The 22,078-nt window shown below is 53.6% G+C and carries 23 protein-coding genes and 1 tRNA gene; 8 read left to right on the top strand and 16 right to left on the bottom strand.

Annotation, left to right across the window (positions count from 1 at the left end):
• Positions 1-115: 115 nt before the first annotated feature.
• The 6 genes from WBR57_RS08505 to queA form a co-directional block, all read right to left on the bottom strand.
• On the bottom strand, positions 116-658 hold the full coding sequence (locus tag WBR57_RS08505; RefSeq protein WP_015885750.1) for a glycine zipper 2TM domain-containing protein: 543 nt from the start codon (positions 656-658) through the stop codon (positions 116-118).
• A gap of 123 nt (positions 659-781) precedes the next feature.
• Entirely contained in the window at positions 782-1,696 is a 915-nt protein-coding gene (gene secF, locus WBR57_RS08500; protein WP_424083451.1) for a protein translocase subunit SecF, read from the bottom strand.
• Positions 1,697-1,705: 9 nt separating this feature from the next.
• On the bottom strand, positions 1,706-3,574 hold the full coding sequence (gene secD, locus WBR57_RS08495) for a protein translocase subunit SecD (protein WP_424083450.1): 1,869 nt from the start codon (positions 3,572-3,574) through the stop codon (positions 1,706-1,708).
• 62 nt (positions 3,575-3,636) lie between these two features.
• Positions 3,637-3,975: a preprotein translocase subunit YajC gene (gene yajC / locus WBR57_RS08490; RefSeq protein WP_003238439.1), complete on the bottom strand. Its 339-nt coding sequence runs from the start codon at positions 3,973-3,975 to the stop codon at positions 3,637-3,639.
• A 43-nt stretch (positions 3,976-4,018) separates the two neighbouring features.
• Positions 4,019-5,134, bottom strand: a complete 1,116-nt coding sequence (gene tgt, locus WBR57_RS08485) for a tRNA guanosine(34) transglycosylase Tgt (protein WP_162303237.1) — start codon at positions 5,132-5,134, stop codon at positions 4,019-4,021.
• 5 nt (positions 5,135-5,139) lie between these two features.
• Positions 5,140-6,204 (bottom strand): tRNA preQ1(34) S-adenosylmethionine ribosyltransferase-isomerase QueA, encoded by a 1,065-nt coding sequence (queA, locus tag WBR57_RS08480; RefSeq protein ID WP_424083449.1) that lies wholly within the window; start codon positions 6,202-6,204, stop codon positions 5,140-5,142.
• A 108-nt stretch (positions 6,205-6,312) separates the two neighbouring features.
• On the opposite strand from queA, the gene WBR57_RS08475 reads away from it, so the two are divergent.
• Positions 6,313-6,397, top strand: a tRNA-Leu gene (locus WBR57_RS08475).
• 163 nt (positions 6,398-6,560) lie between these two features.
• Here WBR57_RS08475 and WBR57_RS08470 read toward each other — a convergent pair.
• The 4 genes from WBR57_RS08470 to WBR57_RS08455 form a co-directional block, all read right to left on the bottom strand.
• Positions 6,561-6,869 carry a DUF3077 domain-containing protein gene (locus WBR57_RS08470; protein WP_424083448.1) on the bottom strand — a complete coding sequence of 103 codons (309 nt, stop codon included), beginning with the start codon at positions 6,867-6,869 and terminating at the stop codon, positions 6,561-6,563.
• A gap of 678 nt (positions 6,870-7,547) precedes the next feature.
• A complete protein-coding gene (locus WBR57_RS08465; RefSeq protein WP_424083447.1) occupies positions 7,548-7,937 on the bottom strand; it encodes a hypothetical protein in 390 nt (129 codons plus the stop codon).
• 712 nt (positions 7,938-8,649) lie between these two features.
• The gene (locus tag WBR57_RS08460; RefSeq protein ID WP_424083446.1) at positions 8,650-9,642 is read right to left on the bottom strand and encodes a hypothetical protein; all 993 of its coding nucleotides are present in this window, start codon (positions 9,640-9,642) and stop codon (positions 8,650-8,652) included.
• Positions 9,629-12,115 (bottom strand): hypothetical protein, encoded by a 2,487-nt coding sequence (locus tag WBR57_RS08455; protein ID WP_424083445.1) that lies wholly within the window; start codon positions 12,113-12,115, stop codon positions 9,629-9,631. Before WBR57_RS08455 ends, WBR57_RS08460 begins: the two co-directional genes overlap by 14 nt.
• A 974-nt stretch (positions 12,116-13,089) precedes the next feature.
• Between WBR57_RS08455 and WBR57_RS08450 the strand changes: the two genes are divergently transcribed.
• Both WBR57_RS08450 and WBR57_RS08445 read left to right on the top strand, forming a co-directional pair.
• A complete protein-coding gene (locus WBR57_RS08450) occupies positions 13,090-13,572 on the top strand; it encodes a toll/interleukin-1 receptor domain-containing protein (RefSeq protein WP_424083444.1) in 483 nt (160 codons plus the stop codon).
• 63 nt (positions 13,573-13,635) lie between these two features.
• Positions 13,636-13,767 carry a hypothetical protein gene (locus WBR57_RS08445; protein ID WP_017337405.1) on the top strand — a complete coding sequence of 44 codons (132 nt, stop codon included), beginning with the start codon at positions 13,636-13,638 and terminating at the stop codon, positions 13,765-13,767.
• 161 nt (positions 13,768-13,928) lie between these two features.
• Here WBR57_RS08445 and WBR57_RS08440 read toward each other — a convergent pair whose 3' ends face one another.
• Positions 13,929-14,369: a DUF4145 domain-containing protein gene (locus WBR57_RS08440; protein ID WP_424083443.1), complete on the bottom strand. Its 441-nt coding sequence runs from the start codon at positions 14,367-14,369 to the stop codon at positions 13,929-13,931.
• A gap of 1,100 nt (positions 14,370-15,469) precedes the next feature.
• Here WBR57_RS08440 and WBR57_RS08435 point away from each other — a divergent pair.
• On the top strand, positions 15,470-16,195 hold the full coding sequence (locus WBR57_RS08435) for a DUF4145 domain-containing protein (protein ID WP_231808727.1): 726 nt from the start codon (positions 15,470-15,472) through the stop codon (positions 16,193-16,195).
• A gap of 444 nt (positions 16,196-16,639) precedes the next feature.
• On the opposite strand, the gene WBR57_RS08430 is transcribed toward WBR57_RS08435, so the two are convergent.
• Entirely contained in the window at positions 16,640-17,050 is a 411-nt protein-coding gene (locus tag WBR57_RS08430; RefSeq protein ID WP_424083442.1) for an ASCH domain-containing protein, read from the bottom strand.
• Positions 17,051-17,136: 86 nt separating this feature from the next.
• On the opposite strand from WBR57_RS08430, the gene WBR57_RS08425 reads away from it, so the two are divergent.
• Positions 17,137-17,661 carry a hypothetical protein gene (locus tag WBR57_RS08425; protein ID WP_424083441.1) on the top strand — a complete coding sequence of 175 codons (525 nt, stop codon included), beginning with the start codon at positions 17,137-17,139 and terminating at the stop codon, positions 17,659-17,661.
• A 2-nt stretch (positions 17,662-17,663) separates the two neighbouring features.
• Here WBR57_RS08425 and WBR57_RS08420 read toward each other — a convergent pair whose 3' ends face one another.
• Both WBR57_RS08420 and WBR57_RS08415 read right to left on the bottom strand, forming a co-directional pair.
• A complete protein-coding gene (locus WBR57_RS08420) occupies positions 17,664-17,948 on the bottom strand; it encodes a hypothetical protein (RefSeq protein ID WP_424083440.1) in 285 nt (94 codons plus the stop codon).
• A 13-nt stretch (positions 17,949-17,961) separates the two neighbouring features.
• On the bottom strand, positions 17,962-18,864 hold the full coding sequence (locus WBR57_RS08415) for a hypothetical protein (RefSeq protein WP_424083439.1): 903 nt from the start codon (positions 18,862-18,864) through the stop codon (positions 17,962-17,964).
• A 218-nt stretch (positions 18,865-19,082) separates the two neighbouring features.
• On the opposite strand from WBR57_RS08415, the gene WBR57_RS08410 reads away from it, so the two are divergent.
• A complete protein-coding gene (locus WBR57_RS08410; protein ID WP_424083438.1) occupies positions 19,083-19,412 on the top strand; it encodes a hypothetical protein in 330 nt (109 codons plus the stop codon).
• Here the strand turns inward: WBR57_RS08410 and WBR57_RS08405 are convergent.
• Positions 19,374-20,009, bottom strand: a complete 636-nt coding sequence (locus WBR57_RS08405; protein WP_424083437.1) for a LysE/ArgO family amino acid transporter — start codon at positions 20,007-20,009, stop codon at positions 19,374-19,376. The two genes, WBR57_RS08410 and WBR57_RS08405, sit on opposite strands and share 39 nt — an antisense overlap.
• 144 nt (positions 20,010-20,153) lie before the next feature.
• On the opposite strand from WBR57_RS08405, the gene WBR57_RS08400 reads away from it, so the two are divergent.
• The gene (locus WBR57_RS08400; RefSeq protein ID WP_424083436.1) at positions 20,154-20,846 is read left to right on the top strand and encodes an NBR1-Ig-like domain-containing protein; all 693 of its coding nucleotides are present in this window, start codon (positions 20,154-20,156) and stop codon (positions 20,844-20,846) included.
• A gap of 1 nt (position 20,847) precedes the next feature.
• Here the strand turns inward: WBR57_RS08400 and WBR57_RS08395 are convergent, their stop codons facing one another.
• Positions 20,848-21,483, bottom strand: coding sequence for a LysE family translocator (locus tag WBR57_RS08395; protein WP_424083435.1), 636 nt, complete (start codon positions 21,481-21,483; stop codon positions 20,848-20,850).
• Positions 21,484-21,640: 157 nt separating this feature from the next.
• Between WBR57_RS08395 and WBR57_RS08390 the strand changes: the two genes are divergently transcribed.
• Positions 21,641-22,009 (top strand): PH domain-containing protein, encoded by a 369-nt coding sequence (locus tag WBR57_RS08390; protein ID WP_424083434.1) that lies wholly within the window; start codon positions 21,641-21,643, stop codon positions 22,007-22,009.
• Positions 22,010-22,078 lie beyond the last annotated feature (69 nt).

Below are 22,078 nucleotides of genomic sequence, written 5' to 3'. Positions count from 1 at the left end.
CAAAAAAGCACCCCCGGGGGGTGCTTTTTTTATGCCTGAAATTTGGTGCGAACTGAAATCAAATGTGGGAGGGGGCAAGCCCTCTCCCACATTTTGAAAGATGCCAGGCTCTGGATTACTGCTGGTTCTGGCCCAGTACCAAGCGCCCTTCCTTGTCCACCGGAATCTGGCCGCCTGGGTCACGGTCCATACGCACCGAACCTTCCTTGCCATCCAGGGTGTAACGCACGTCATAGCCGACAACCTTGTCGCTGATGTCGTTGACGGTATTACAGCGAGTTTGGGTAGTGGTGTAGGTATCGCGGTTCTGCATGCCTTCCTGAACCTTGTTACCGGCATAACCGCCACCGACCGCGCCGGCTACAGTAGCCAGCTTCTTGCCATTACCGCCACCGACCTGGTTGCCCAACAGGCCACCGGCCAGCGCACCGACCACCGTACCGACGATCTGGTGTTGATCCTGCACCGGCTTCTGCCGGGTCACTGCGACGTCCTTGCAGACTTCGCGCGGGGTTTTAATCTGGGTTTTCACCGGCTGCACCGCCAGCACTTGCGCATACTCAGGGCCGCTTTTTACCAGGCTGTAGGTGGCAACAGCACCCCCGGCAGTCACACCGACAGCACCCAATACCGCACCAACCAGTAACGACTTGTTCACGTTGAACCTCCTGACCATCACAAACGGACCGAAACGTCCGCGCTATACCCAGCCTTGGAGCAAAAAAAAAGGCACGAGTTCAATCTCGTGCCTTCTTTGTAACAGCGTATCAACAAGCGCCCATCAAGGACGGTCGTCGACCTCCTTGCCGGTAGCAGCAGGAGGGATCAAGTCTTCGCTGTTGAGGTTCAGCCAGATCAGCACCACGTTGGCGATGTAGATCGACGAGTAGGTACCCGCCAGAACGCCGATGAACAGCGCCAGGGAGAAGCCCCACAGGTTGTCGCCGCCGAAGATCATCAGTGCCGCGATCGCCAGCAAGGTGGAGATCGACGTCGCCATGGTCCGCAGCAGGGTCTGGGTGGTGGAGATGTTGATGTTCTCGATCAGCGTGGCCTTGCGCAGTACGCGGAAGTTCTCACGAACCCGGTCGAATACCACGATGGTGTCGTTGAGCGAGTAACCAATGATCGCCAGTACCGCCGCCAATACCGTCAGGTCGAAGGTGATCTGGAAGTACGCCAGGATACCCACGGTCACGATCACGTCGTGGATCAGCGACACAATGGCGCCGACACCGAACTTCCACTGAAAGCGGAACGCCAGGTAGATCATGATGCCGACCAACGCCATCAGCATGCCGAGGCCGCCCTGGTCGCGCAGCTCTTCACCGACCTGCGGGCCCACGAACTCGACGCGCTTGACCGACGCCGGGTTGTCGCCGCCAACCTTCTGCAAGGCCTCGGCTACCTGATGACCCAGTTGCGGGTCTTCGCCGGGCATACGCACCAGCAGGTCGGTGGTGGCACCGAAGTTCTGCACGATGGCTTCGTGATAGCCGGCCTTGACCAGCTCGTTGCGCACCAGGGTAACGTCGGCCGGCTTCTCGTAGGTCAGCTCGATGAGCGTACCGCCGGTGAAGTCCAGACCGTAGTTCAGGCCCTTATGGAACCAGCTGAACAACGCCAGAACGGTAAGGAGCACAGTGACGCCGAACGCAATGTTGCGAACGCCCATGAAGTTGATTGTACGTAACATGGCAGCCCCTTAAATCCACAACTTCTTGAAGTCACGCCCGCCAAAGATCAGGTTGACCATTGCGCGGGTCACCATGATGGCCGTGAACATCGAGGTAAAGATACCGAGGGACATGGTTACCGCAAAACCCTTGACCGGGCCGGTGCCCATGGCAAAGAGAATCCCGCCGACCAGCAAGGTGGTCAGGTTGGAGTCGAGAATTGCAGTAAATGCCCGGCCGAAGCCTTCGTTGATTGCACGTTGCACGGTCATGCCCGCTGCGATCTCTTCACGAATCCGCGAGAAGATCAGTACGTTGGCGTCTACCGCCATACCCATGGTCAGTACGATACCGGCGATACCCGGCAGGGTCAGCGTAGCGCCCAGCAGCGACATCAGCGCCAGCAGCATCACCATGTTGCCCGCCAGGGCCACGGTGGCGATGACGCCGAAGAAGCGGTAGATAGCGATGATGAACAGCGATACGAACAGCATGCCCCACAGGGACGCATCGATACCCTTGGTGATGTTGTCGGCACCCAGGCTCGGGCCGATGGTGCGTTCTTCAGCGAAGTACATCGGCGCAGCCAGGCCACCGGCACGCAGCAACAGGGCCAGTTCCGAGGATTCGCCCTGGCCGTTCAGGCCAGTGATGCGGAACTGAGCACCCAGCGGCGACTGGATGGTCGCCAGGCTGATGATCTTCTTCTCTTCCTTGAAGGTCTGCACCGGCACGTCTTTCTCGACGCCGTTGACCATTTGCTTGGTGTAGGTGGTGATCGGTCGTTGCTCGATGAAGATCACCGCCATGCTGCGACCGACGTTGCTGCGCGTGGCGCGGCTCATCAGTTCGCCGCCATGGCCATCCAGGCGGATGTTCACTTCAGGCGTGCCGTGCTCGCCGAAACCGGCCTTGGCGTCGGTTACCTGGTCGCCGGTGATGATCAAGCCACGCTCGATCAACGCTGAAGGACGGTTACCTTCACGGAACTCGAACTCTTCGGACGTCGCGCGGGTAGCACCTGGCTCAGCCGCCAAGCGGAATTCCAGGTTGGCGGTTTTACCCAGGATACGCTTGGCTTCAGCGGTGTCCTGTACGCCCGGCAGCTCAACCACGATGCGGTTGGCACCCTGGCGCTGAACGATCGGCTCGGCCACACCCAGCTCGTTGACGCGGTTACGTACCGTGGTCAAGTTCTGCTTGATGGAGTACTCGCGGATTTCCGCGATCTTGGCCGGGCTCATCGCCAGACGCAGCACAGCCTGACCATTCAGGTCGGCCGGTACGATGTCGAAATCGTTGAAATTCTTGCGGATCAGCGCACGGGCCTGCTCGCGGGAAGCTTCGTCAGAGAAGCCCAGCTGGATGGCACCGTTGAGCTGCGGCAGGCTGCGATAACGCAACTTCTCTTTGCGCAGCAGGCTCTTCACGTCGCCTTCGTAGACTTTCAGACGGGCGTCGAGGGCCTTGTCCATGTCCACTTCCAGCAGGAAGTGCACACCACCGGACAAGTCCAGGCCCAGCTTCATCGGGTGCGCACCAATGCTGCGCAACCATTTCGGCGTGGTCTGTGCCAGGTTCAGCGCGACAACGTAGTCGTCGCCCATGGCCTTGCGCACAACGTCTTTGGCCGGCAATTGGTCTTCTTGCTTGGTCAGGCGCAACAAGCCGCCCTTCGCATCAGCCGCCAATGTTGCCGCTTTAACCTGGATGCCCGCGTCGGTCAGCGCTTTGCTGGCGCGTTCCAGGTCAGCCTGATTGACTTGCAGCGAAGTGCTGGCGCCAGTGATCTGGATCGCAGGGTCATCAGGATAAAGATTGGGAGCGGAATAAATAAAACCGATCGCCAGCACCGCCAGGATCAGTACGTATTTCCACAGAGGGTATTTGTTCAGCATCACGCCGCCCGCTTATAACGCGGGGCGCCTTGCGCGCCCCGTCGATTGGTAAAGGTTGTTACTTAGATCGCTTTCAGCGTGCCTTTAGGCAGCGTGGCGGCGATGGCGCCCTTCTGGAACTTCATTTCAACGGTGTCGGACACTTCCAGAACCACGAAAGCATCGGCAACTTTGGTGATCTTGCCGGCGATACCACCGGTAGTTACAACTTCGTCACCTTTTTGCAGGCTGCCCAGCAGGTTCTTCTGCTCTTTGGCGCGCTTGGCCTGTGGACGCCAGATCATCAGGTAGAAGATAACCAGGAAGCCGACCAGGAAAATCCACTCAAAACCACCGCCCATAGGGCCGGCAGCAGCAGGCGCAGCGGCGTCAGCCATGGCGTTAGAGATAAAAAAGCTCATTTAGCACTCCAGTTGCAAATAGTGAATCTTAGGGTCGGGAAACTCAGTCCAAGGGCGGCACAGGGAGGCCACGCTTGGCATAGAAGGCATCGACAAAGGCGGCCAATGTACCCTGTTGAATAGCCTCGCGCAAACCAGCCATCAGGACTTGGTAGTGACGCAAATTGTGGATGGTATTCAACATGCTACCCAGCATTTCCCCGCACTTGTCCAGATGGTGCAGATAAGCACGCGAGAAGTTCTGGCAGGTGTAGCAGTCACAGGTGGGATCCAGCGGCGAATCATCATGGCGATGGAACGCGTTACGGATCTTCAGCACGCCTGTATCAATGAACAGATGCCCATTGCGGGCATTACGGGTTGGCATCACGCAATCGAACATGTCCACACCGCGGCGCACACCCTCTACGAGATCTTCCGGTTTGCCAACGCCCATAAGGTAACGAGGTTTTTCAGCGGGCATCAGGCCCGGCAGGTAATCCAGCACCTTGATCATCTCGTGCTTGGGCTCACCCACCGACAAACCGCCGATGGCCAGGCCATCAAAGCCAATCTTGTCGAGGCCTTCCAGCGAGCGCTTGCGCAGGCTTTCATGCATGCCGCCCTGGACGATCCCGAACAGCGCCGCCGTGTTGTCGCCATGCGCATTCTTCGAGCGCTGGGCCCAACGCAGCGACAGCTCCATGGAAATCCGCGCCACATCTTCATCCGCCGGGTACGGCGTGCACTCGTCGAAGATCATCACGATGTCCGAGCCCAGGTCGCGCTGCACCTGCATCGACTCTTCCGGGCCCATGAACACCTTGGAACCGTCGACCGGCGAGGCGAAGGTCACGCCCTCCTCCTTGATCTTGCGCATGGCGCCCAGGCTGAACACCTGGAAACCACCGGAGTCGGTGAGGATCGGGCCTTGCCACTTCATGAAATCATGCAGGTCGCCATGCTTTTTAATCACTTCCGTGCCCGGGCGCAGCCACAGGTGGAAGGTGTTGCCGAGGATGATCTCGGCGCCGGTGGCGACGATGTCGCGCGGCAGCATGCCCTTGACGGTGCCGTAGGTGCCCACGGGCATGAACGCCGGGGTCTCGACGGTGCCGCGCGGGAAGGTCAAACGGCCGCGGCGAGCTTTACCATCCGTGGCCAGCAATTCAAACGACATACGACTCATGATTGTTCCTCTGGGCCCGCTTCTTTAGGGGCAGTCGGCGCCGGATTACGGGTGATAAACATCGCATCACCGTAGCTGAAAAAACGGTACCCATTGTCGATGGCGGCCTGGTAGGCGGCCATGGTTTCCGGATAACCGGCAAATGCCGACACCAGCATCAACAGCGTGGATTCCGGCAAATGGAAGTTGGTGACCAGGCAATCGACCACATGGAACGGCCGGCCTGGGTAAATAAAGATGTCGGTGTCGCCACTGAACGGCTTGAGCACGCCATCGCGCGCCGCGCTTTCCAGCGAGCGCACGCTGGTGGTGCCCACCGCCACCACCCGCCCGCCGCGCGCCCTGCACGCGGCCACAGCATCCACGACGTCCTGGCTGACTTCCAGCCACTCGCTGTGCATATGATGGTCTTCGATGTTATCCACACGCACCGGCTGAAACGTGCCGGCCCCCACGTGCAGGGTCACATAAGCGGTCTCGACACCCTTGGCGGCAATCGCATCCAGCAGCGGCTGGTCGAAATGCAACCCGGCAGTCGGCGCAGCCACGGCACCCAGGCGCTGGGAGTACACCGTCTGATAGCGCTCGCGGTCCGAGTCTTCGTCGGGGCGGTCTATATAAGGAGGCAACGGCATATGGCCGACACGCTCCAGCAGCGGCAACACTTCCTCGGCAAACTTGAGCTCGAACAACGCGTCATGGCGCGCCACCATCTCGGCTTCGCCACCGCCATCGATCAAGATCGAAGAGCCCGGTTTCGGCGACTTGCTGGAGCGCACATGGGCCAGCACGCGATGGCTGTCCAGCACCCGCTCCACCAGAATTTCCAGCTTGCCGCCGGAAGCTTTCTGACCAAAAAGCCGCGCCGGAATCACCCGGGTATTGTTGAACACCATCAGATCGCCTGGGCGCAAATGCTCAAGCAAATCAGTGAATTGACGGTGTGCGAGGGCACCGCTCACCCCGTCCAGGGTCAGCAGTCGACTGGCGCGACGCTCGGCCAAAGGGTGGCGAGCGATCAGCGAATCAGGAAGCTCAAAAGTAAAGTCAGCAACGCGCATGATGGGGTTCGTCTAGCAGGGCCGGGAAGTCTAGCGGAAATAGTCAAAATTGACCATGAAACGTGATTGACCAACGGTAATCTCATCTCTATACTTCGCCGCCATTGAGCCCTGATGGCGGAATTGGTAGACGCGGCGGATTCAAAATCCGTTTTCGAAAGGAGTGGGAGTTCGAGTCTCCCTCGGGGCACCATCTTAAAAAAAGACCTTGAAATTCAAGGTCTTTTTTTTCGCCTGTAGAAAAGTGGCTGGCCAGCTGATTATTGCTCACCGCCCACTTCACCCTGAAACACTGTCCACTGTGGGAGCGGGCTTGCTCGCGAAGACGCCAGCCCAACCACCCTCAAACCACCCGCCTACACACCCACCGTATCCCCCTCCTCCACCACCCCATTCGGCAACATCCCATTCGCCAAATCATCCACCACCGCCTTCGCCATCTCCCCCGAATAATGCGCCGCCCAGGCGTAGCGATCTGCGCCCTTTTTCATGGCAGCGTCCAATGCGAGCATTTTTGAACAGTGGAGAAGTTCGGAGGCGTGTTCCAGGGCATCCCGGATGGGCACGCCGGAATTGACGCGGAATAGGTGGTGGAGGTTGGGGTGCTTGCCGCAGGGGGAGAAGGTGATGACGCCGAGGGTTTTGTTGAGGGGTGGGTTGATCATTGGGCACCTCCCAGGTGGGTGGAGGTGTGGGTTGAGGAGTTGCGAGGGCACGACCTATCAGAAACGCTCATTGCTTAGCTCCTACTGTAGAGAGCTGCCACGTTCGTTTCTCATGCGAATGGGTGGCAGCTATGCGCGGGTTGAGAAACCGGGACAATAGGAACCCGGCAGACCCGAAGGCCTCCCACGCATAGCCGCCATTGCACAGACATGCGAGCACAAAAAAGCGCCAACAGTCTAATGGATGGTGGCGCCTATGCGCCTATTGTTTCTCGGATTCTCAAGTCCGGTCGCTGGGTTGGAAGCGACGGGGGGAAGGTAGCGCAGGAGTGGTTTAGGATGAAAGTTAGTATCTGTGGCGAGAGATTTCTGGTGGAAAGCCGGGAGCGTTGCGAGCGTTTGGTGGACGAAAATCGTGGTCTGACGCGATTACATAAAGGACGGAATGTGTAATGCGTTGCGTGGACCTAAGGTGCCTCGCTTTGCCCCTTCAATTCGAGACTTAGTCGTGCCGACTTGGCAGCGGTGCCCGTAACATTTCCTTGGAGGAACTGCTCTCATCCTACCCCGAATCAGCCCGCCCGCGCGGGCTGTTTACTCTACCCGGCAGCTCCCTTCACCTGGCACAAATGCAGAGCGTCGTGAGTAGCGGCTTTGCGTGGAAGTACCACACGCACCTTACTTCTCGGGCATCATTTCTCCCGGATGACCCACATCTTCGGCGGTCCAGGACGGCACGGTCACAGTAGCTAAGTCTCCTCCAGCCGTTAAATCCGCGACTAAACAATCAAGCCAAGCAGGCTCTAAGCCCAATGGGTTCGACAATGACGATGGCTGCTGATGACGGTCGTTTTGCCACGCAATGAAACGCTCACGGACGGCATAGTCGTCAGAGAAAAATTTTGTGAAATCCTGAAGCTCCTGCCTTTCTTGTCTCGAACTATCCCTCCGCCCAATAAGTTGTTTGAGGGAAGAGTAAAAATCCTTCGATTTTTTGGTCCGGTGGCTTACATACTCCATTAGCTCACCAAGTCGACCACGAAACTTTAAATCTACTTTCTCGCTCAAAAGCCGTGCTAATTCGTGGCTATTTTTTTCCGGTCAAGTATTTCAACAACGGGAAGGTAAGCCACCATCGACATTGGTTCGGCCAACAATTGTGGACGTGGTTTTCCGCTTACGACATGAATAGGGTCTAGATCCACAACAACTAATGCTTGGTCTGCCTTCGAAAGCGCGTCGGAAGCACGCCCCAAATAGATGCCTTTATGCCACCCATGATAAGGGGTCAAAGCACTTACTACCCCCGTATGCCTTGTCGCTTGCGACACAGCATCAATGCCAATGAAACAGCTCCCTCCCACAAAAGTGTAAATAAATCCGTCCCCTTTAATCCCTCTTTAATCCCTCTTCGCCAAATCCTCCCATTTCAAACAAGGATTGATACTTCATCGGCTTCTTACCTATGGCGGCCGAACGCGGACTTATGACCACTTTCGGCCGATTCTATTGAATCGTCAGTTTGCCAAAAACGCTCAAATACTGATGGGTAAACGCACCTTTTTTGCGTGCTGCTACGTGAAATCCGAGCCGTGAACTTTATGACCAAAACACAGTTTTAAACTTCAGGCGCGAACTTTTCTGCCGTGGAATTCGAAGTAGACCTTTTCAACATAATCGGCCAATAGCGGGCGTTAACAAATAACCGCTTCGGCTAGAGACCACTAATCATAACAGCCCTAAAACCTATCCCAGATATTCATGGGCTTGATCCGGACGTTCAGCGTTCATAGCAATAACTGACGACCTCATTGAAGCCCACGTTTTCGGCTATCAACCTCGCTGCCAGTTCGTTGAAATGCGCGATACTTTGTAGCTCATTTGTCCCCGATATTTCAATATTAAAATCCGCCCTATAACTTTTTCCAATTCTGGAGAACTCACGGCTGAGTTGTTTCAAAATGTCGTCTCTTAACAAAATTTGGTTCCGCCGGAACCGTATTAGTCGATGACAATCGAAGAAATCCGACCGTTTTGTAGAGTCAAACTTCCTACAATTCCAACCAGTAATTCGAGTGGCTCGATATAATGCGCGATCTTGTATATCGCTCCACACACGAAAATCGAAATGATTGATCGGGCTTGGATCCTCGTAAGTGGCTTGGCGACGGAAGTCGGCAGCCTTAAATTGAAATTTGTCAATTACTCCCAACGTTCTGTTCTGTGCAGCTAACACACGTTTCAATAATGTTGGCATGTCAAAGCGCATTACTTTGGTTTCATCTAATATGCGTAACTCTCGTGGAAACTCCTCGCTATCTCGATCCCAGTGCCTCTCACTCCGTTTGGGAACCCATTGGAAATGCTTACCAAAGAGTCGCATGATGCCGACTGAACTCAAAGAAACTATGTGAATTTCTTTCTGATCATTATCTTCGTGAAGAAAGTAATACGCTTTTCCATGCCAAATTAGGGTTTGTGCTATTTCGCTCACTAATTCGCGTACTGTTTCGTCTACCGAACGTGGAGCGTGTCTGGTATTAACGCTGCCAAGGAGCTTTTGCGCGACACTATCGTCGTTCGTCACGATCTCGAATAGCTTGACGCCTCGACGATTCTTCGAGCGAAACAACCTAGCAAAATCCTCATCAAACATTCGGCGATGAAAGCCTACATTCTGCCGTATTCGATTAAAAAAAATATTGTCTATTAATCCAAGCTGCTTATCAGGAATATATTGCCAATATGAAGGCTCAGCCTTAAAAACCCTCATGTTGCACCTCGTCATCTTCGCGCAGTTGTTGTGCTAGGGAAGTTATCCAATGGCTTACTTTGAAGTCAATTGGCTCAAGCTGGGGAAGAACGTGTTTTGCAAAAAAAAGATGAGATGCATCACAGTTTGACTGTAAGAAATCCCTCACTATTTTGTTTGGATGCGGCTTCCCTCGCGTCATACTCATCTGGTCTCCAAAACCGTCGTTTCTCGCACGATGTTCGAACGACGTTTTCCAGTTTATGCGGATTAAGTCACGCGGCGAGGCACTTGCGCTAAAGCTGAACGGGTCTGAAAGAAGCAACATTCTTTTTAGGTATTGTTGCTTGTCGGCAGCTCGAGAGATCCAAGTTTCAAATTTGGCGAGTGCGTCTTTCGATAAGCTCTCATTATTGAAATATGCATCGTAAAGGATGGCGTACCCTAATACCGAGGCCAAATCAATGATTACAGTTGAAAATAGATGAAGCCGGTACTCGTCGCTTACTTTCATTGAAGAATCTCTAAATTTCGTATCCGCCACAAGTAACGTAAGAGACATAAACATTGGGAGAACCTTTTCCAACTTACTTTCATTGTTTTGCTCAAGCGCAATTATACATGCTTCGCCCAGTTCAAAATAAATCTGCCCAAAATGATCTGGCATTTCATCGTTATCTTTTGATGTAAAAATGTTTCCGACCATAGCTTCATTGCCGAGCCAGGCAAGGGCCTCATCTCGTGAAGAGGCAAGCTGCTCTGCCATCTCGGCAGTATTTATCTCAGGCAGCTTGTATTGCTCTTCAGTATAGTGCCCATAATCATAATATAGACCCATAAGTTGTGTAAGATCGTCAAACCAACGTGGTAGTTTCGAATGACTATGCAAGCTTGCTAGAACAACCTGAGTTGCAGCCTCGAACAATTTCAACTTTGTCATCGACCCCACAAAACCTGGAATCAAATTTTGATAAAAATTGCATATAGCAGGCAGAACTTCTGCGTAATGCTTTAATAACTTTTGAATGGCCAACTGCTGGACATATTTGGGCTTAGATAGTCGATGACCTTCAATCTCACGCTCAAATTCGATGCGTTCGATGATAAAGCCAAGCTCCACTTGCATAAAAGCTGGCAGACGACGCAACGACCTCTCGCTCCATACGTCCGCCTCAAAAAACTGTTTCAACTCTTTCTCAAAGGTCACCATTCGGCGTAGTGTTTCTAAACAAAGACTGCTCCCCAACGCAGCCCACGTATCTGCTATAACAACTCTTTTTTTCACTGATTCATCATCCATTGTTACGTCCGATGAGGACAGAGTAGATTCAATGATCTCCTTAAATTTTATTATCTCCTGCATGCCTATATCGAAGTGAAAACGATGCGCATAACCCGATATACGGTTCGAAAAGCGAGCGAGAAGTTTCAAGGCGAGATCGAAGTCACCGGCCCGAAACGCGAACTCCAGGTGGCCTGCTAATCTGTCCACGATTTCGTTTTCTAGCCATTGATGATCGGTTTTTTCCTCAATTAGAACTTGTTGGTTGCTCGATCGAAGAGCCATAGACGTCGTGCTATCCCCAGCTAAAAACCATTGTTTGTGTTTTATTCGTCTCGGAAACCAGTAGCTATTTGGGTTGATTGTGTGTTTTTGCTGAAGGTAATACAGCAGTAACGCCGCATAGCATTCGCTTAGTGCGGGCAGAGTGTCTTCTAAACTCTCCTTTCCTACTTTGACACGAACATCAATATAAGAAAGTTGCTCAAGCGCCTTCTGCGCCGCCCGCGAGTGATGATTGGCTAGAGATATCGAAGTCCGAGGACTTGCTGCACCTTGAATGTGGCGAACAATGTTCGGGAGTATTTCGCTACGAGCCAAAACATTGAGATCAAAAAAATTAAATAACCTCTGACCCAAGGGAAACAGTGCCAAAGCACTGAGTAAAGTCAAGCCGGTACCTACTATATAAATGAATAGGCCAGGTTCGTATCCAAATAAAGGAAATGTGGTAGCTATCAGGCAGAAAATCGTTGACAGTACTAAAATTCGAGAATAGAGACTGCCCACTTGTTCGTTAGTGAGCATTTGTATGATGTCTCGGCGAAGCCTGGTGTAACCGGCACTCAATATGATTCCAGTTGTCGCGAAATAGATCGAGAATATTGCAGTAAGCATTTGGGCATACAGCCTAAGCTGCTCGATTATAAAAATCTTATTCTTATCACTTAACGGCGGCAGCCAAAGCTGACTATCTCTAAATTGGACCTCAACATAATTCAACAGCGCCAAAATTGAAACTACCCAAAAAAGGCTTTTGACTCCAATCCACGCAATGGAACCTGAAACTCGTGCATTTTCTATTGACCCGGTGACTGAAACATTCATCTTGTACGAGCTTCGATCAAAGAAAAAAACAATTTTTCCTAGCCATGCTCGTGCTTTCCAAAACCAAGACTTGGAACTTACCAAAACCTTAAGTCGTTCAATCACATTTTTTACTCTCTATGCCTACTGCTCATATACGGTTAGCTTCAATTAGATTTGTGAGACCTTAAGTCTACACATGTACATATTGTGCGAAAATTTAGAACATTTTGGGAATTTTCTTAAAATGCTCAAACGAAGCCACGCTACATAACTGTACGCTTAAAGCTTGCACCAATGCTATATTGCCCCTCACAGCGAACGTCCGCCTCTGGCCTTCTCTGCCAGTCGCGTTACACAGAAAACTACCCAATATAGATAGTCCGTGTCGAATGCAACAAACCGTCAGGATGAGTTACTCCCCGGATTGCAAGCGTTCAATAGCTTCGAGAAGCTGGCAGTCGAAGTGCTCGGTTTCATCTCGTCCCGGTCTTTCATGCGGCGCTCCGCCTTGATGAGCATGTATTTGGTCGCGGTGTTCTGATTCAAAAAAGTAACGTTGGTCGATTGAACAACGGCATCGATGGCGGAGCCGTTGAACGTCAGGGACCTGAACCCTGGGTCGAGAGCTTACCGCTATGATAATTAACTCTAGACCATAGCGGCATTTGTAACGGAAGCCGCTAGCGAACATTCACGCTACGCCTGCTAGCAGAATTCGCGCTATGGGCTACCCTTCGTGCCAGCATATTGGAATCACGACCTGAAACGCAGGTTGATTTCGAGCCAATAACGATGGGCTGCGGTGTTTTCAAAAGCTGATGGCACGGTACAGCAGTTGCTTAATAGTCTTTTGGGCGAGCAGCTACAAACGGAAGGGTTAAGACATGTCTAGATGTACAGCACCGGTACATGGTCATCGTTCGGCAAGCGCAAGAGCAGCATGTCCCGCATGTGGCAACGGATATAGCGGGTACGGATCGCGATCGTATTCATCCTACACACCATCCTATTCGTCCCCGCCTCATGGCGGCGGTGGTCGCAGTGGCGGCGGTTCATCCAGCAGTGTAAAGCCGCGCTGGTCCAAACCCGGATCCTCTGTGGCCTACACCACCGCCGAGGTACGAACGCTCACGCCGGTACGCGAAAACGTCGAGAGGCGTGCGACAGTACCTGATTTACGTGACGTCTTTCTTTGTCACGCATGGGACGACCGGAAAGGATCCGCGAAGGAGCTGCATGATGTACTCGAGTCGCTCGGTGTTTCCGTTTGGTTCAGCGAGAAAGATGTCCTTCTAGGCTCTTCGTTACTGCGCGAAATTGATAAGGGATTGGCTAAGTCTCGAGTAGGAATTGTGCTGGTGACCCCTGCTTTGCTGCGCCGCTTAGCAGCCGAAGGCATCGCTGACAAAGAGCTTTCCGCGCTGCTGGCAAGGGATCTGCTAGTTCCCATCATTCACGACACAACATACGAATCGCTGCGCGAAGTCAGTCCTCTACTCGGTTCGAGAAGCGGCCTGAGCACTGCTGAAGATACGTTTGCAGATATCGCTGCCAAGCTTGCCGAGTTGGTCGCCCCGTAGCGTCAATGTCCATGCGTACGGCTTTACTCAGAGACCCCGTTATCAATCGAAGGAGTTGACCACATGAGTATTAAACCCGGCCCCAAACCGATCGCTGAATCCACGGGCAAAAAGGACCAGCGCCGTCGTGTAACTGAAGAAAACAAACCCAAACATCCTGATCTGGAAGTACACAAACACAAAAAAGGTGACTGACCTTAAAAGCAGTGAGAGGGGGGGCGAGTCAGGTAAGTCAGGCCGCTTCCGCCCGTATTCCGCCTATCGCGTCCGACTGAAAACGATCCAAAGCAGTCCTGGCGGATGCCCGGAAGCATGCGACTATTCAACTATCATGTCGGTAAACGCACTTCGCAGAGTTAGGCGTCACTGGCCCGCCGCTTCTTGAATTGTTCAAAACGATCTCGGTACGAGAACATGTAGTCGAGAATTGCATTCGTGAATTCAATGGTGTCTCTCGCGTCTGGCTGGGCGATGGAAACACCAACTCCATGGGCGGCTTCATTGCCAACGATCCGCAATGCATCAGACCACTCAAATAGCCGCTCGTCGATGAGGCCAACCTCCTTCATCTTCTTCAAGGAAAGGCTGAGGTTTCGCTCCGCAACGCCATGCTCTGCGCATACACCTTCAATGGTCTTGCGGCACATAATCGCGGATGCTGTATAGGCATGAGACCGATAACATGCGCAAGCTTCCTCGAAGGCAGCGCGGATCTCCTTGGGAGCATTTGGGTTGACTCGAACATCGGTTTGGGGGAAGACAACGAATGGGGTATCCCATTTATCGCCTTCTGCCATGTTTCCGATATTTGTCTGTCGCACAAGTATGGGAGATCTGCAAGCCGTGCATGATAGCAACGTGTAGCGGCAAGAGGGTTCTTTGCCCTCAAATCCACGCCAGTATCCGCCTGTCTCTTCTGCCTCAACGTATTGTCGACATTTTGCGCATTGGATGATCATTATTTTTAGCTCCGTTCCTTCGAATCTGAGTAAGCGACCCAATGCGCCTGCCACGATTAGCCACTTTACCTGATTGGGCAATATCGGCGGTGATCTGCTGTTCCCAAGAAGGAGTTGGCCAAGGAAAATTTCTCGACGATTTTTTCTGCAGACTGGGTTACCTCGGATTCTGTAGACAGTCGACTGACCGGTATTGGCCGCAGCGGCCCTTCTAAGCGAAGGGCTCTAGTCCGATGACGATCGCCTTAATCATCACAAACCGCTCCTCCCAGAGCATTCATTGATGTAACACCTACTTGCCATGTAACACGCATATCGGCAAACCAGTCACAGCTGTGTAACGCCAAATAAATCATTTAAAATCATATACTTACTGACTTACGTAATACTCGTAACACCCGTAACACGGTTTTATTAGGGCATCCCCCTAGCCCCATTAGTATTGTTCCTCCAGCGAAGCGAGGTGGGTCATGCTCTTGGCTTTGGTTCGATAGTGGGGACCCTGGAGCATTCTTGAAGGTACGGGCATAAAACCCGCGCGTTCGTGTTAGCGGCTGGATTTTTTAAGTCGGTTGACAGGTTGACGTGGTTGACAGCCATCACCCTGGTTGACGCCATGCAGGTGTTCACTATCAGCAACAGACAAAGCCACCTTTACCGAAGCGGTAACGATGGTCCTTTTTCTTCAAGATCCTTTCAATTTCAACGATTGAAATTTCAGTAACTTCCGCCACCTCCCACTAACTCGATCCCGCGGGTTTCATGCCCCGTGTAGCCCAAGGAGCTCCAGGGTCCCCAGCGAGTTTTCAAGAGGGTGAGTCATATCGATGACTGCTCGGGCATGTCATTCTGATGTTTAGCCATTTTGCTCCTAGCGTTGTCCCCGATAACTAGTGTATCCAGTCAGATTTACCCACTAAATAATGGTGACGAACCCCATGACTAAACGTGAACGGATTCGCAAGGAGCTTTTAGAGTTGGCTTCGGAAGGTTACGAGCTAGCGAGGAAATTCAGTAAAGAGGAGGCAGAGGATTTCCGTGGTAGCTATCAAATTTGGTACTCAAAATCAGTGAGGGCTGTTGGAGCGCTCGCGCCGGATCGACAAGCGGAATTCAAGGGTTACTACGAAATTGATCCGAAAAGAAAAAGTTTTGGACTAGCCACCTACGTGATCCAAGACTTCATGAAAGGCGTTTCACCTGGGAATTTTGACACTGATGATTCTAAGACTCGAGTGCTGACTTGCTTCATAAATCAGCTAACGATCCTCAGCTCCTTAGAAGCACGCATTGACTCCGTAATTTCCAACATTGAGAGCGAGCTCTATGCGGAGCTGCAGGATGGTGAGCTCGTAATCGCCGCTCAACTCGCAAAAATCAGTCCACGAGCGGCAGGTGCGCTGATGGGTGTAGTAATTGAAGGACACCTTCAAAAAGTCGCCAATGCTCACTCCATAAAGATCGCAAAGAAGCATCCCACAATCGCTGATTTGAACGAACCATTAAAAGCTGCTGGTGTGATTGACGTTGCCGTATGGCGAAAAATTTCATTCTTGGCCGATCTCCGCAACCTGTGTTCGCACAAAAAGGACGTCGAACCGACGAAGGAACAAGCTGAAGAGCTGATACAAGGTGCTGAATGGCTGACAAAAAATATTTTTTAAGCGTCTCACTCCCCATCTACAACCGCCACACCAAGATTATTTGATCGGCTACAGCAGTCGCCGACGTGTATCCCCATTTGTATCCCTATACGATAAAATGGTGATACACGCCGCGAGTTACGTGGTTCCTTATGGTCTCCCTCGGCACCTTCTTAAAAAAAACCTTGAAATTCAAGGTCTTTTTTTCACCTATAGAAAAGTGGCTGGTCGGCGGAATTACTGCTCACTGCACACACCCATCTAAAACACGTTCCATTGTGTGAGCTGGCTTACCTGCGACAGCGCCAGCCCCAACACATCAAAAAAGACCTGCCTACACATCACCCTAATCAGCCTGTCCAGTCACCCCATTTGGCAATACTCCATGCGCCAAATCATGCACCACGGTCTTCCCATCTCGCCGGAATAATGTGCGGTCCAGGCGCAATAGACTGCGCTTGTCTCTTACAACACTTTCACCAACTCAAATTCTTCTGCGACAAGTTCCATAGCCTCGTCGAACATGCCTTCTCTTTGAAAAAATTCTTTATGCCCCTCCATCCAGTACCTGAGGCTAAGATCCCCTTCACCCTCCTTCCTTGCAAAATCTTGATCTACGTCGCAGTAACGAACTATACGCATCGAAGTAACCCTAATCACACATACGGGTTCGTTCTTACTGTTGAGGATGATGCTGTAACCACCAATAGATGATGATTCATCTTCGAGTTTGAATGAAGAGAGCGAGCTGCATGCGGCCGTTTTTTTGCCTTTGACAACAAGTTCAGCCAGCTCATCTGCCATTTCTGGAGTATCCCCAAACGACCATGCGATAGCTTCTGGATACCTAATCTTCAAATCATCAATTATGCTCATAACGCATTCCCTTTAAATCTATTGAGGGCTAGCACTGGCACACATTAAATCCTCACAGCCAACACCTAAGCAGGAACAGCCCGCTCATGCCACCCTTCAAGCCGGTGATACCCCACGGCACGTCGAGCCGGACAGCGGCTGCGATGACTGAACCACAAAGCCTTCGTCCCCGCCTCAAAAAGTACCTTGGCTGGACCCTGCTGCTCGGCGTCGCAGCGCTGTTCATCTACGCCTTCGCAAACAAGCCTGCGCTACCCTCAGAAATCGTCCTGAAACAAGACTTCATCCCCGGCCAGTCAATCTACATCGTCCAGGATGCCAGGAACCCCGATGAGCCGAAAAGTCTGAGGTTCTACATCGACGATGGCGGCGGTAGGAATGATGAAACGATGAAGGTACGCCTGGGCAAGAAGCCGCCATTTCTGGTGTCGGACACTGACTTGAAAGATGTGGTGATCCAACCAGCCCCCAACGGCCTACACATCAAGCTCAAAGGCGCAGTCCAGAGGTATCGAAGCGATCTCTACCTGGAAGACGGCGACACTTACACCACTTACCGCGTAAGCCTCGAACAGGTCGAGACCCGGCCGCCCTTGCCGAGCGGCCGGTAGGGTTATTTCAGCAGGGCGATCAGCGCGCAGACAAGCGTGATCACCAGCGCCGGCCACTGCATCGGCATGAAGAAGAAGTGATGCCGCACCCCATCCGCGTGCGGCCGTCGATTCAGTACAAAACCCAGCACGGTATTGACCGCCGACCCCGCCCCGAAGCCGATCAACACTTGCATCAGCGATGTGTTGCCGGGTTTGACGCTGGGGTCGGGCCACAGCCACATCAACAGCAGCACCATGGCCACCGGTGTAAACAAGGTCAGCCAGCCTGCGCCGCGATAGATCATCGTTTGATCCTCCTTATAACGCTGCCGGCTCGCGCGCTTGTTCTTCAGCGGCGAATACGGCATCGAGGGTATTGAGGAACAGGTCGTGGCTGAGGATGCCGGTGGCGATGGTCGACAATACGGCTTTGCCGTTCTCGTCCTTGATCACGACTTTTTCGGTCCAGGCGTTGAGGTCGACGCTGCGCAGCGATGACATCGGCACTTTGCGGCCCTGGTAGTCCAGGAATGCGCGGCTGACCAGAATCGGCGAGGTGGTGATTTTCAGGAAGTTGCCGCTCATGCGTTTGCCCCAGACTTGCCCCGAGCTGATGCAGTTGAAGGTCACTGCGCCGCCCATCTCCAGCGTCGCGACCACCGCCGGCATGCGGGCGCGCACGTGCAGTTCACGCACCAGCTGCTGGAATTCGTAAAAACCCTTGAGGGTTTCAATCACCCGGTGAAACGGCTCCGTGGCATTACGGCGGTAAGCCAGGTTGGTGATCATGCCGGTCATCACGGTTTGCCCGGAGCCGAACAGGTACAGGTCTTCGATATCGGCAAAGGCCGTGTAGTCGCGCTGTTCGTTGATGATGCGCTCGATGCCGTGCTCAAACACGTTGTAACGCGGCGCGCGCAGCTTTTTGTGCCAGACGTAGGCCGCAAACACACCCAGCGCGAGCACGGCCAGCAAAGCGCTGGTGGCGTAAATCAAGGTCTGTGGGCTACTGAAGTTCAAGGCCATGCCACGCGACGTCTGCAGGCTGACCGGGCCCTCGTTGCCGGGTGGCAGGATCGTGCCCAGGTACAGCACAAAACCGGCGAGGCCTAATAACACCACGCCGAATACCAGACTGAAAATCAGGAAGCCTTTGCCGTGGCGGAAACTGGCGATCAGTTCGCCGGTGGCGGAGGGCGTTTGTGCGGGGGATGTCTGCATGGGGGCTTGCGTCCTTGTAAGTGAGTAGAACCTTTCGATTGAGCCATGCTCCCGCTGGGTGCGCTGGCTCGGCGGGTTGGAGCATGGCTAATTAATATCGTTCCTTGTGCCTACCGCTAAATGCGCGTTGGGTCACAACGTTCACGGCAACGGGTCTTTTTTTTCCTACGCAGAACAGTGATCATCGCCCTCCCCCCAAAGCCCGAGGAACCGAAACCATGGAATTGACGCTGGAAGCGGTTGCGCTCTTTGCACTGAAGCTGGTGCACGAGACGGACGGCGGCAGCCCGGTTTTGCGCGATGACTTGGTGATGGACGGCTATGAGCGGGAAGTGTTTGGGTTGCTGGTGCGCCAGGGGGATTTGACGGTGATTCAATCCAAACTGGCGGAATGTGTTGATCAGGCACTTGAAGCATTGGGCGGGCCCGACACGGTGATGGGGCGCGAGCTGCAACGGTTAGCAACTGGTGTGCGCAATGTGGAGCAGCTTGATGAACTGCAGGTGCCGCTAACCAGCCTTAAGGATTACCTGAAAGATATCCAATGAATCGGTGATCAGCATTCCGGCGAGATACACCATCAGCACCGCCACTCCCGCATCCAGCCAGCGCCACACTGCCGGCGCTCGAAATAGCCTGGTTAACCGCTGACACCCCAACGCCAATACTACAAACCATAACAACGACGCGGTCATGGCGCCCGTTGCGAAGAACACTTGTTGGCTCGTGGGCTTGGCTGCGCCAATGGAGCCGATCAGCACCACGGTATCGAGCCATGCGTAAGGGTTGGCGAAGCCCAGGACGGCGGCTGTGCGCAACAGCCCACGTTGCGAGTGACGGCCCCCGGTGTCCGGCATGGATTGGTCCCGAAGGCATGCCAACAGGCGCTGGCTACCGAACCAAAGCAGATACGCCGCGCCGGAAAATAGTAACAGCGCCACCAGTTTTGGCCGACTTTCCAAAAGCGACCCTAACCCGGTGATGCCCAGTGCGATCAACAGGATATCGGCAACTACGCAGACTGCGACTACGGCCCAGATAGGACCGCGGCTGACAGCTTGGCGGATGACTAAGGTGTCTTTGGGTCCGGGGGCGGCGAAGAGTCCAATGCCAAGCACCAAGCCCTCGATGAAATAAGATGTCATGGCTACCTTTCACCACAGATGTAAAAGAATGCAACACTCGCAAGCCTGCAAGAAACGACGACACTGGCGGCTGTATTTCAGTGTGCATGGCCCATTACATGCAGCGGCGAACGGGTTGTCTTTTTTGATGAACAAAGGTGGGGCATGACGATAAGAACGCGGGACACACTCAGGGCGCTGATTGCCCGACGCAGTCGAGAGCTGGGTAAATCCATGACAATATTGGCCAAGGAAGCCGGCATTTCCCGGACCTATCTGTATGGCTTGGCCAGCGGCGCCTCTCAGGATCCCTCGGTACGCACCCTGATCAAACTCGCCAAGGCACTCAAGGTGTCACCGCTGCTGCTGTTCCGCTACTTCGCCGACCTGGCTGGCGCACCCGCCGATACTTATTCAATGGCAACCACCAACCGCGCCATCGGCCTGCAAGACTCCAGCGACATCGCCGTCTTCAACGCAGACGTCACCACCCCCGACCAAACGGTGATGCTGCCCGGTGAAGTGTTCGAAAAAACCTGGGAAATCCAGAAGCTTGGCACGCGTCCTTGGCGTGGCCGGCGATTGGTGCGAGTTGATGGCGAATACGTCATTGCCCGACGCACCGACTCCGGCGCACCCTTGGAGGTGGTGATGGACACGCACCTGCGTAGTCTGAACAACCAAATCCCCATTACCGAAACCCTGCCCGGCCAGCCAGTGCATATCACTGTGGAGTTCGCTGCGCCCAGAGAAACCTGCACGGTCACGTCCATCTGGCGGATCGAGGATGAACACGGCCAGCCTTGCTATGGTCCGGCGTTCATCCTGCATGTGATCGTCAACGTCATGGCGCGCTGAACTACCGCCGCCCTTCCACCGCCATCCGCACCGCCAGCCCCATCAACACCGACCCCATCAACCAGCGCTGCACCACCTGCCAACCCGGCCGGGTGATGAAAAACACCGCGATCGACCCCGCCAGGGTGGCTATCACCGCGTTGACGCTCACGCTGATGAGAATCTGCGTGAAGCCCAGCACCAGGGATTGCATCAGCACACTGCCATGGCCGTTCGGGTCGATGAATTGGGGCAGCAGCGACAAATACATCACCGCCACTTTGGGGTTCAGCAGGTTAGTCACCAGGCCCATGGTGAACAGCTTGCGCGGGCTGTCCTGGGGCAGGGTCTGCACCTGGAACGGCGAACGACCACCCGGTTTGATCGCCTGCCAGGCCAGGTAAATCAGATACAGCGCGCCGCCAAATCGCAAAACGTCGTAGGCAAAAGGCACCGCCATCACCAGTGCAGTGATCCCCAACGCCGCGCACAGCATGTACACCACAAACCCCAACGCAACGCCGCCCAGGGAAATAAACCCGGCCGTTCGCCCCTGGCATATCGAGCGCGAAATGAGGTAAATCATGTTTGGGCCGGGCGTGAGCACCATGCCAAGTGAGATCAGCGCATAGGCCAGCCAGCTGGACAGCTCAGGCATTGTTTGGCTCCCGGAGTGTTGTTCTGTCGACGCGAAACATTTAGCCAAGATTGCAGGCTTGGACGCCATGGTAGGGCGTTCAAAATGCGCGCGTCAGATACAGATCCGCGAGCAAAACGTCATACACCGACCGCACCACTCACCCAAGGGCAGGCACATGATCGATTTCAACAACAAAGGCTTCTTCAAGCTCAAGCAAAACAACGAGTACGCCGAGCGCGTTACATCCCTGCTGCTCGACGGCGAACAAGTCATCGACGCTTACAAATCCATGCGCGACGGTGTGGTGTTCACCACCCAGCGCATCATCGCGGTGAACGTGAAGGGGATCACCGGCAGCAAGAAGGATTTCACCTCGCTGCCGTACAAAAATATCGTGGCGTATTCGGTGGAGACGTCCGGGACCTTTGATCTGGATTCGGAGTTGGAGATTTATTTTTCATCGCTGGGGAAGGTGAAGTTTGAGTTTACTGGGAAAACTTCCATAATTGAGATATCGAAATTTATTTCCAAACATTTACTCTGACACTATGAGGAAGGCTCGCAATGTGAAAGCTTGTAGCTGCACTTGTTACCAGCCCAAGCGCTCACATTG

The sequence above is a fragment of the Pseudomonas sp. genome, from assembly GCF_049590575.1.
In the GTDB taxonomy this organism is placed as follows: Bacteria; Pseudomonadota; Gammaproteobacteria; order Pseudomonadales; family Pseudomonadaceae; genus Aquipseudomonas.
The sequence above is the reverse complement of the archived record's forward strand: the minus strand, read 5'-3'. Positions and strand labels throughout refer to the sequence as shown.

Coding starts and splice junctions, on each gene's coding strand:
- WBR57_RS08425 (WP_424083441.1), top strand. CDS start 17,137: ATGCCACCCTTCAAGCCGGTGATACCCCACGGCACGTCGAGCCGGACA.
- WBR57_RS08405 (WP_424083437.1), bottom strand. CDS start 20,009: ATGACATCTTATTTCATCGAGGGCTTGGTGCTTGGCATTGGACTCTTC.
- WBR57_RS08400 (WP_424083436.1), top strand. CDS start 20,154: ATGACGATAAGAACGCGGGACACACTCAGGGCGCTGATTGCCCGACGC.
- WBR57_RS08445 (WP_017337405.1), top strand. CDS start 13,636: ATGAGTATTAAACCCGGCCCCAAACCGATCGCTGAATCCACGGGCAAA.
- yajC (WP_003238439.1), bottom strand. CDS start 3,975: ATGAGCTTTTTTATCTCTAACGCCATGGCTGACGCCGCTGCGCCTGCT.
- WBR57_RS08390 (WP_424083434.1), top strand. CDS start 21,641: ATGATCGATTTCAACAACAAAGGCTTCTTCAAGCTCAAGCAAAACAAC.
- tgt (WP_162303237.1), bottom strand. CDS start 5,134: ATGTCGTTTGAATTGCTGGCCACGGATGGTAAAGCTCGCCGCGGCCGT.
- WBR57_RS08460 (WP_424083446.1), bottom strand. CDS start 9,642: ATGAGGGTTTTTAAGGCTGAGCCTTCATATTGGCAATATATTCCTGAT.
- WBR57_RS08420 (WP_424083440.1), bottom strand. CDS start 17,948: ATGATCTATCGCGGCGCAGGCTGGCTGACCTTGTTTACACCGGTGGCC.
- WBR57_RS08395 (WP_424083435.1), bottom strand. CDS start 21,483: ATGCCTGAGCTGTCCAGCTGGCTGGCCTATGCGCTGATCTCACTTGGC.
- WBR57_RS08440 (WP_424083443.1), bottom strand. CDS start 14,369: ATGGCAGAAGGCGATAAATGGGATACCCCATTCGTTGTCTTCCCCCAA.
- WBR57_RS08470 (WP_424083448.1), bottom strand. CDS start 6,869: ATGATCAACCCACCCCTCAACAAAACCCTCGGCGTCATCACCTTCTCC.
- queA (WP_424083449.1), bottom strand. CDS start 6,204: ATGCGCGTTGCTGACTTTACTTTTGAGCTTCCTGATTCGCTGATCGCT.
- secF (WP_424083451.1), bottom strand. CDS start 1,696: ATGTTACGTACAATCAACTTCATGGGCGTTCGCAACATTGCGTTCGGC.
- secD (WP_424083450.1), bottom strand. CDS start 3,574: ATGCTGAACAAATACCCTCTGTGGAAATACGTACTGATCCTGGCGGTG.
- WBR57_RS08415 (WP_424083439.1), bottom strand. CDS start 18,864: ATGCAGACATCCCCCGCACAAACGCCCTCCGCCACCGGCGAACTGATC.
- WBR57_RS08435 (WP_231808727.1), top strand. CDS start 15,470: ATGACTAAACGTGAACGGATTCGCAAGGAGCTTTTAGAGTTGGCTTCG.
- WBR57_RS08410 (WP_424083438.1), top strand. CDS start 19,083: ATGGAATTGACGCTGGAAGCGGTTGCGCTCTTTGCACTGAAGCTGGTG.
- WBR57_RS08430 (WP_424083442.1), bottom strand. CDS start 17,050: ATGAGCATAATTGATGATTTGAAGATTAGGTATCCAGAAGCTATCGCA.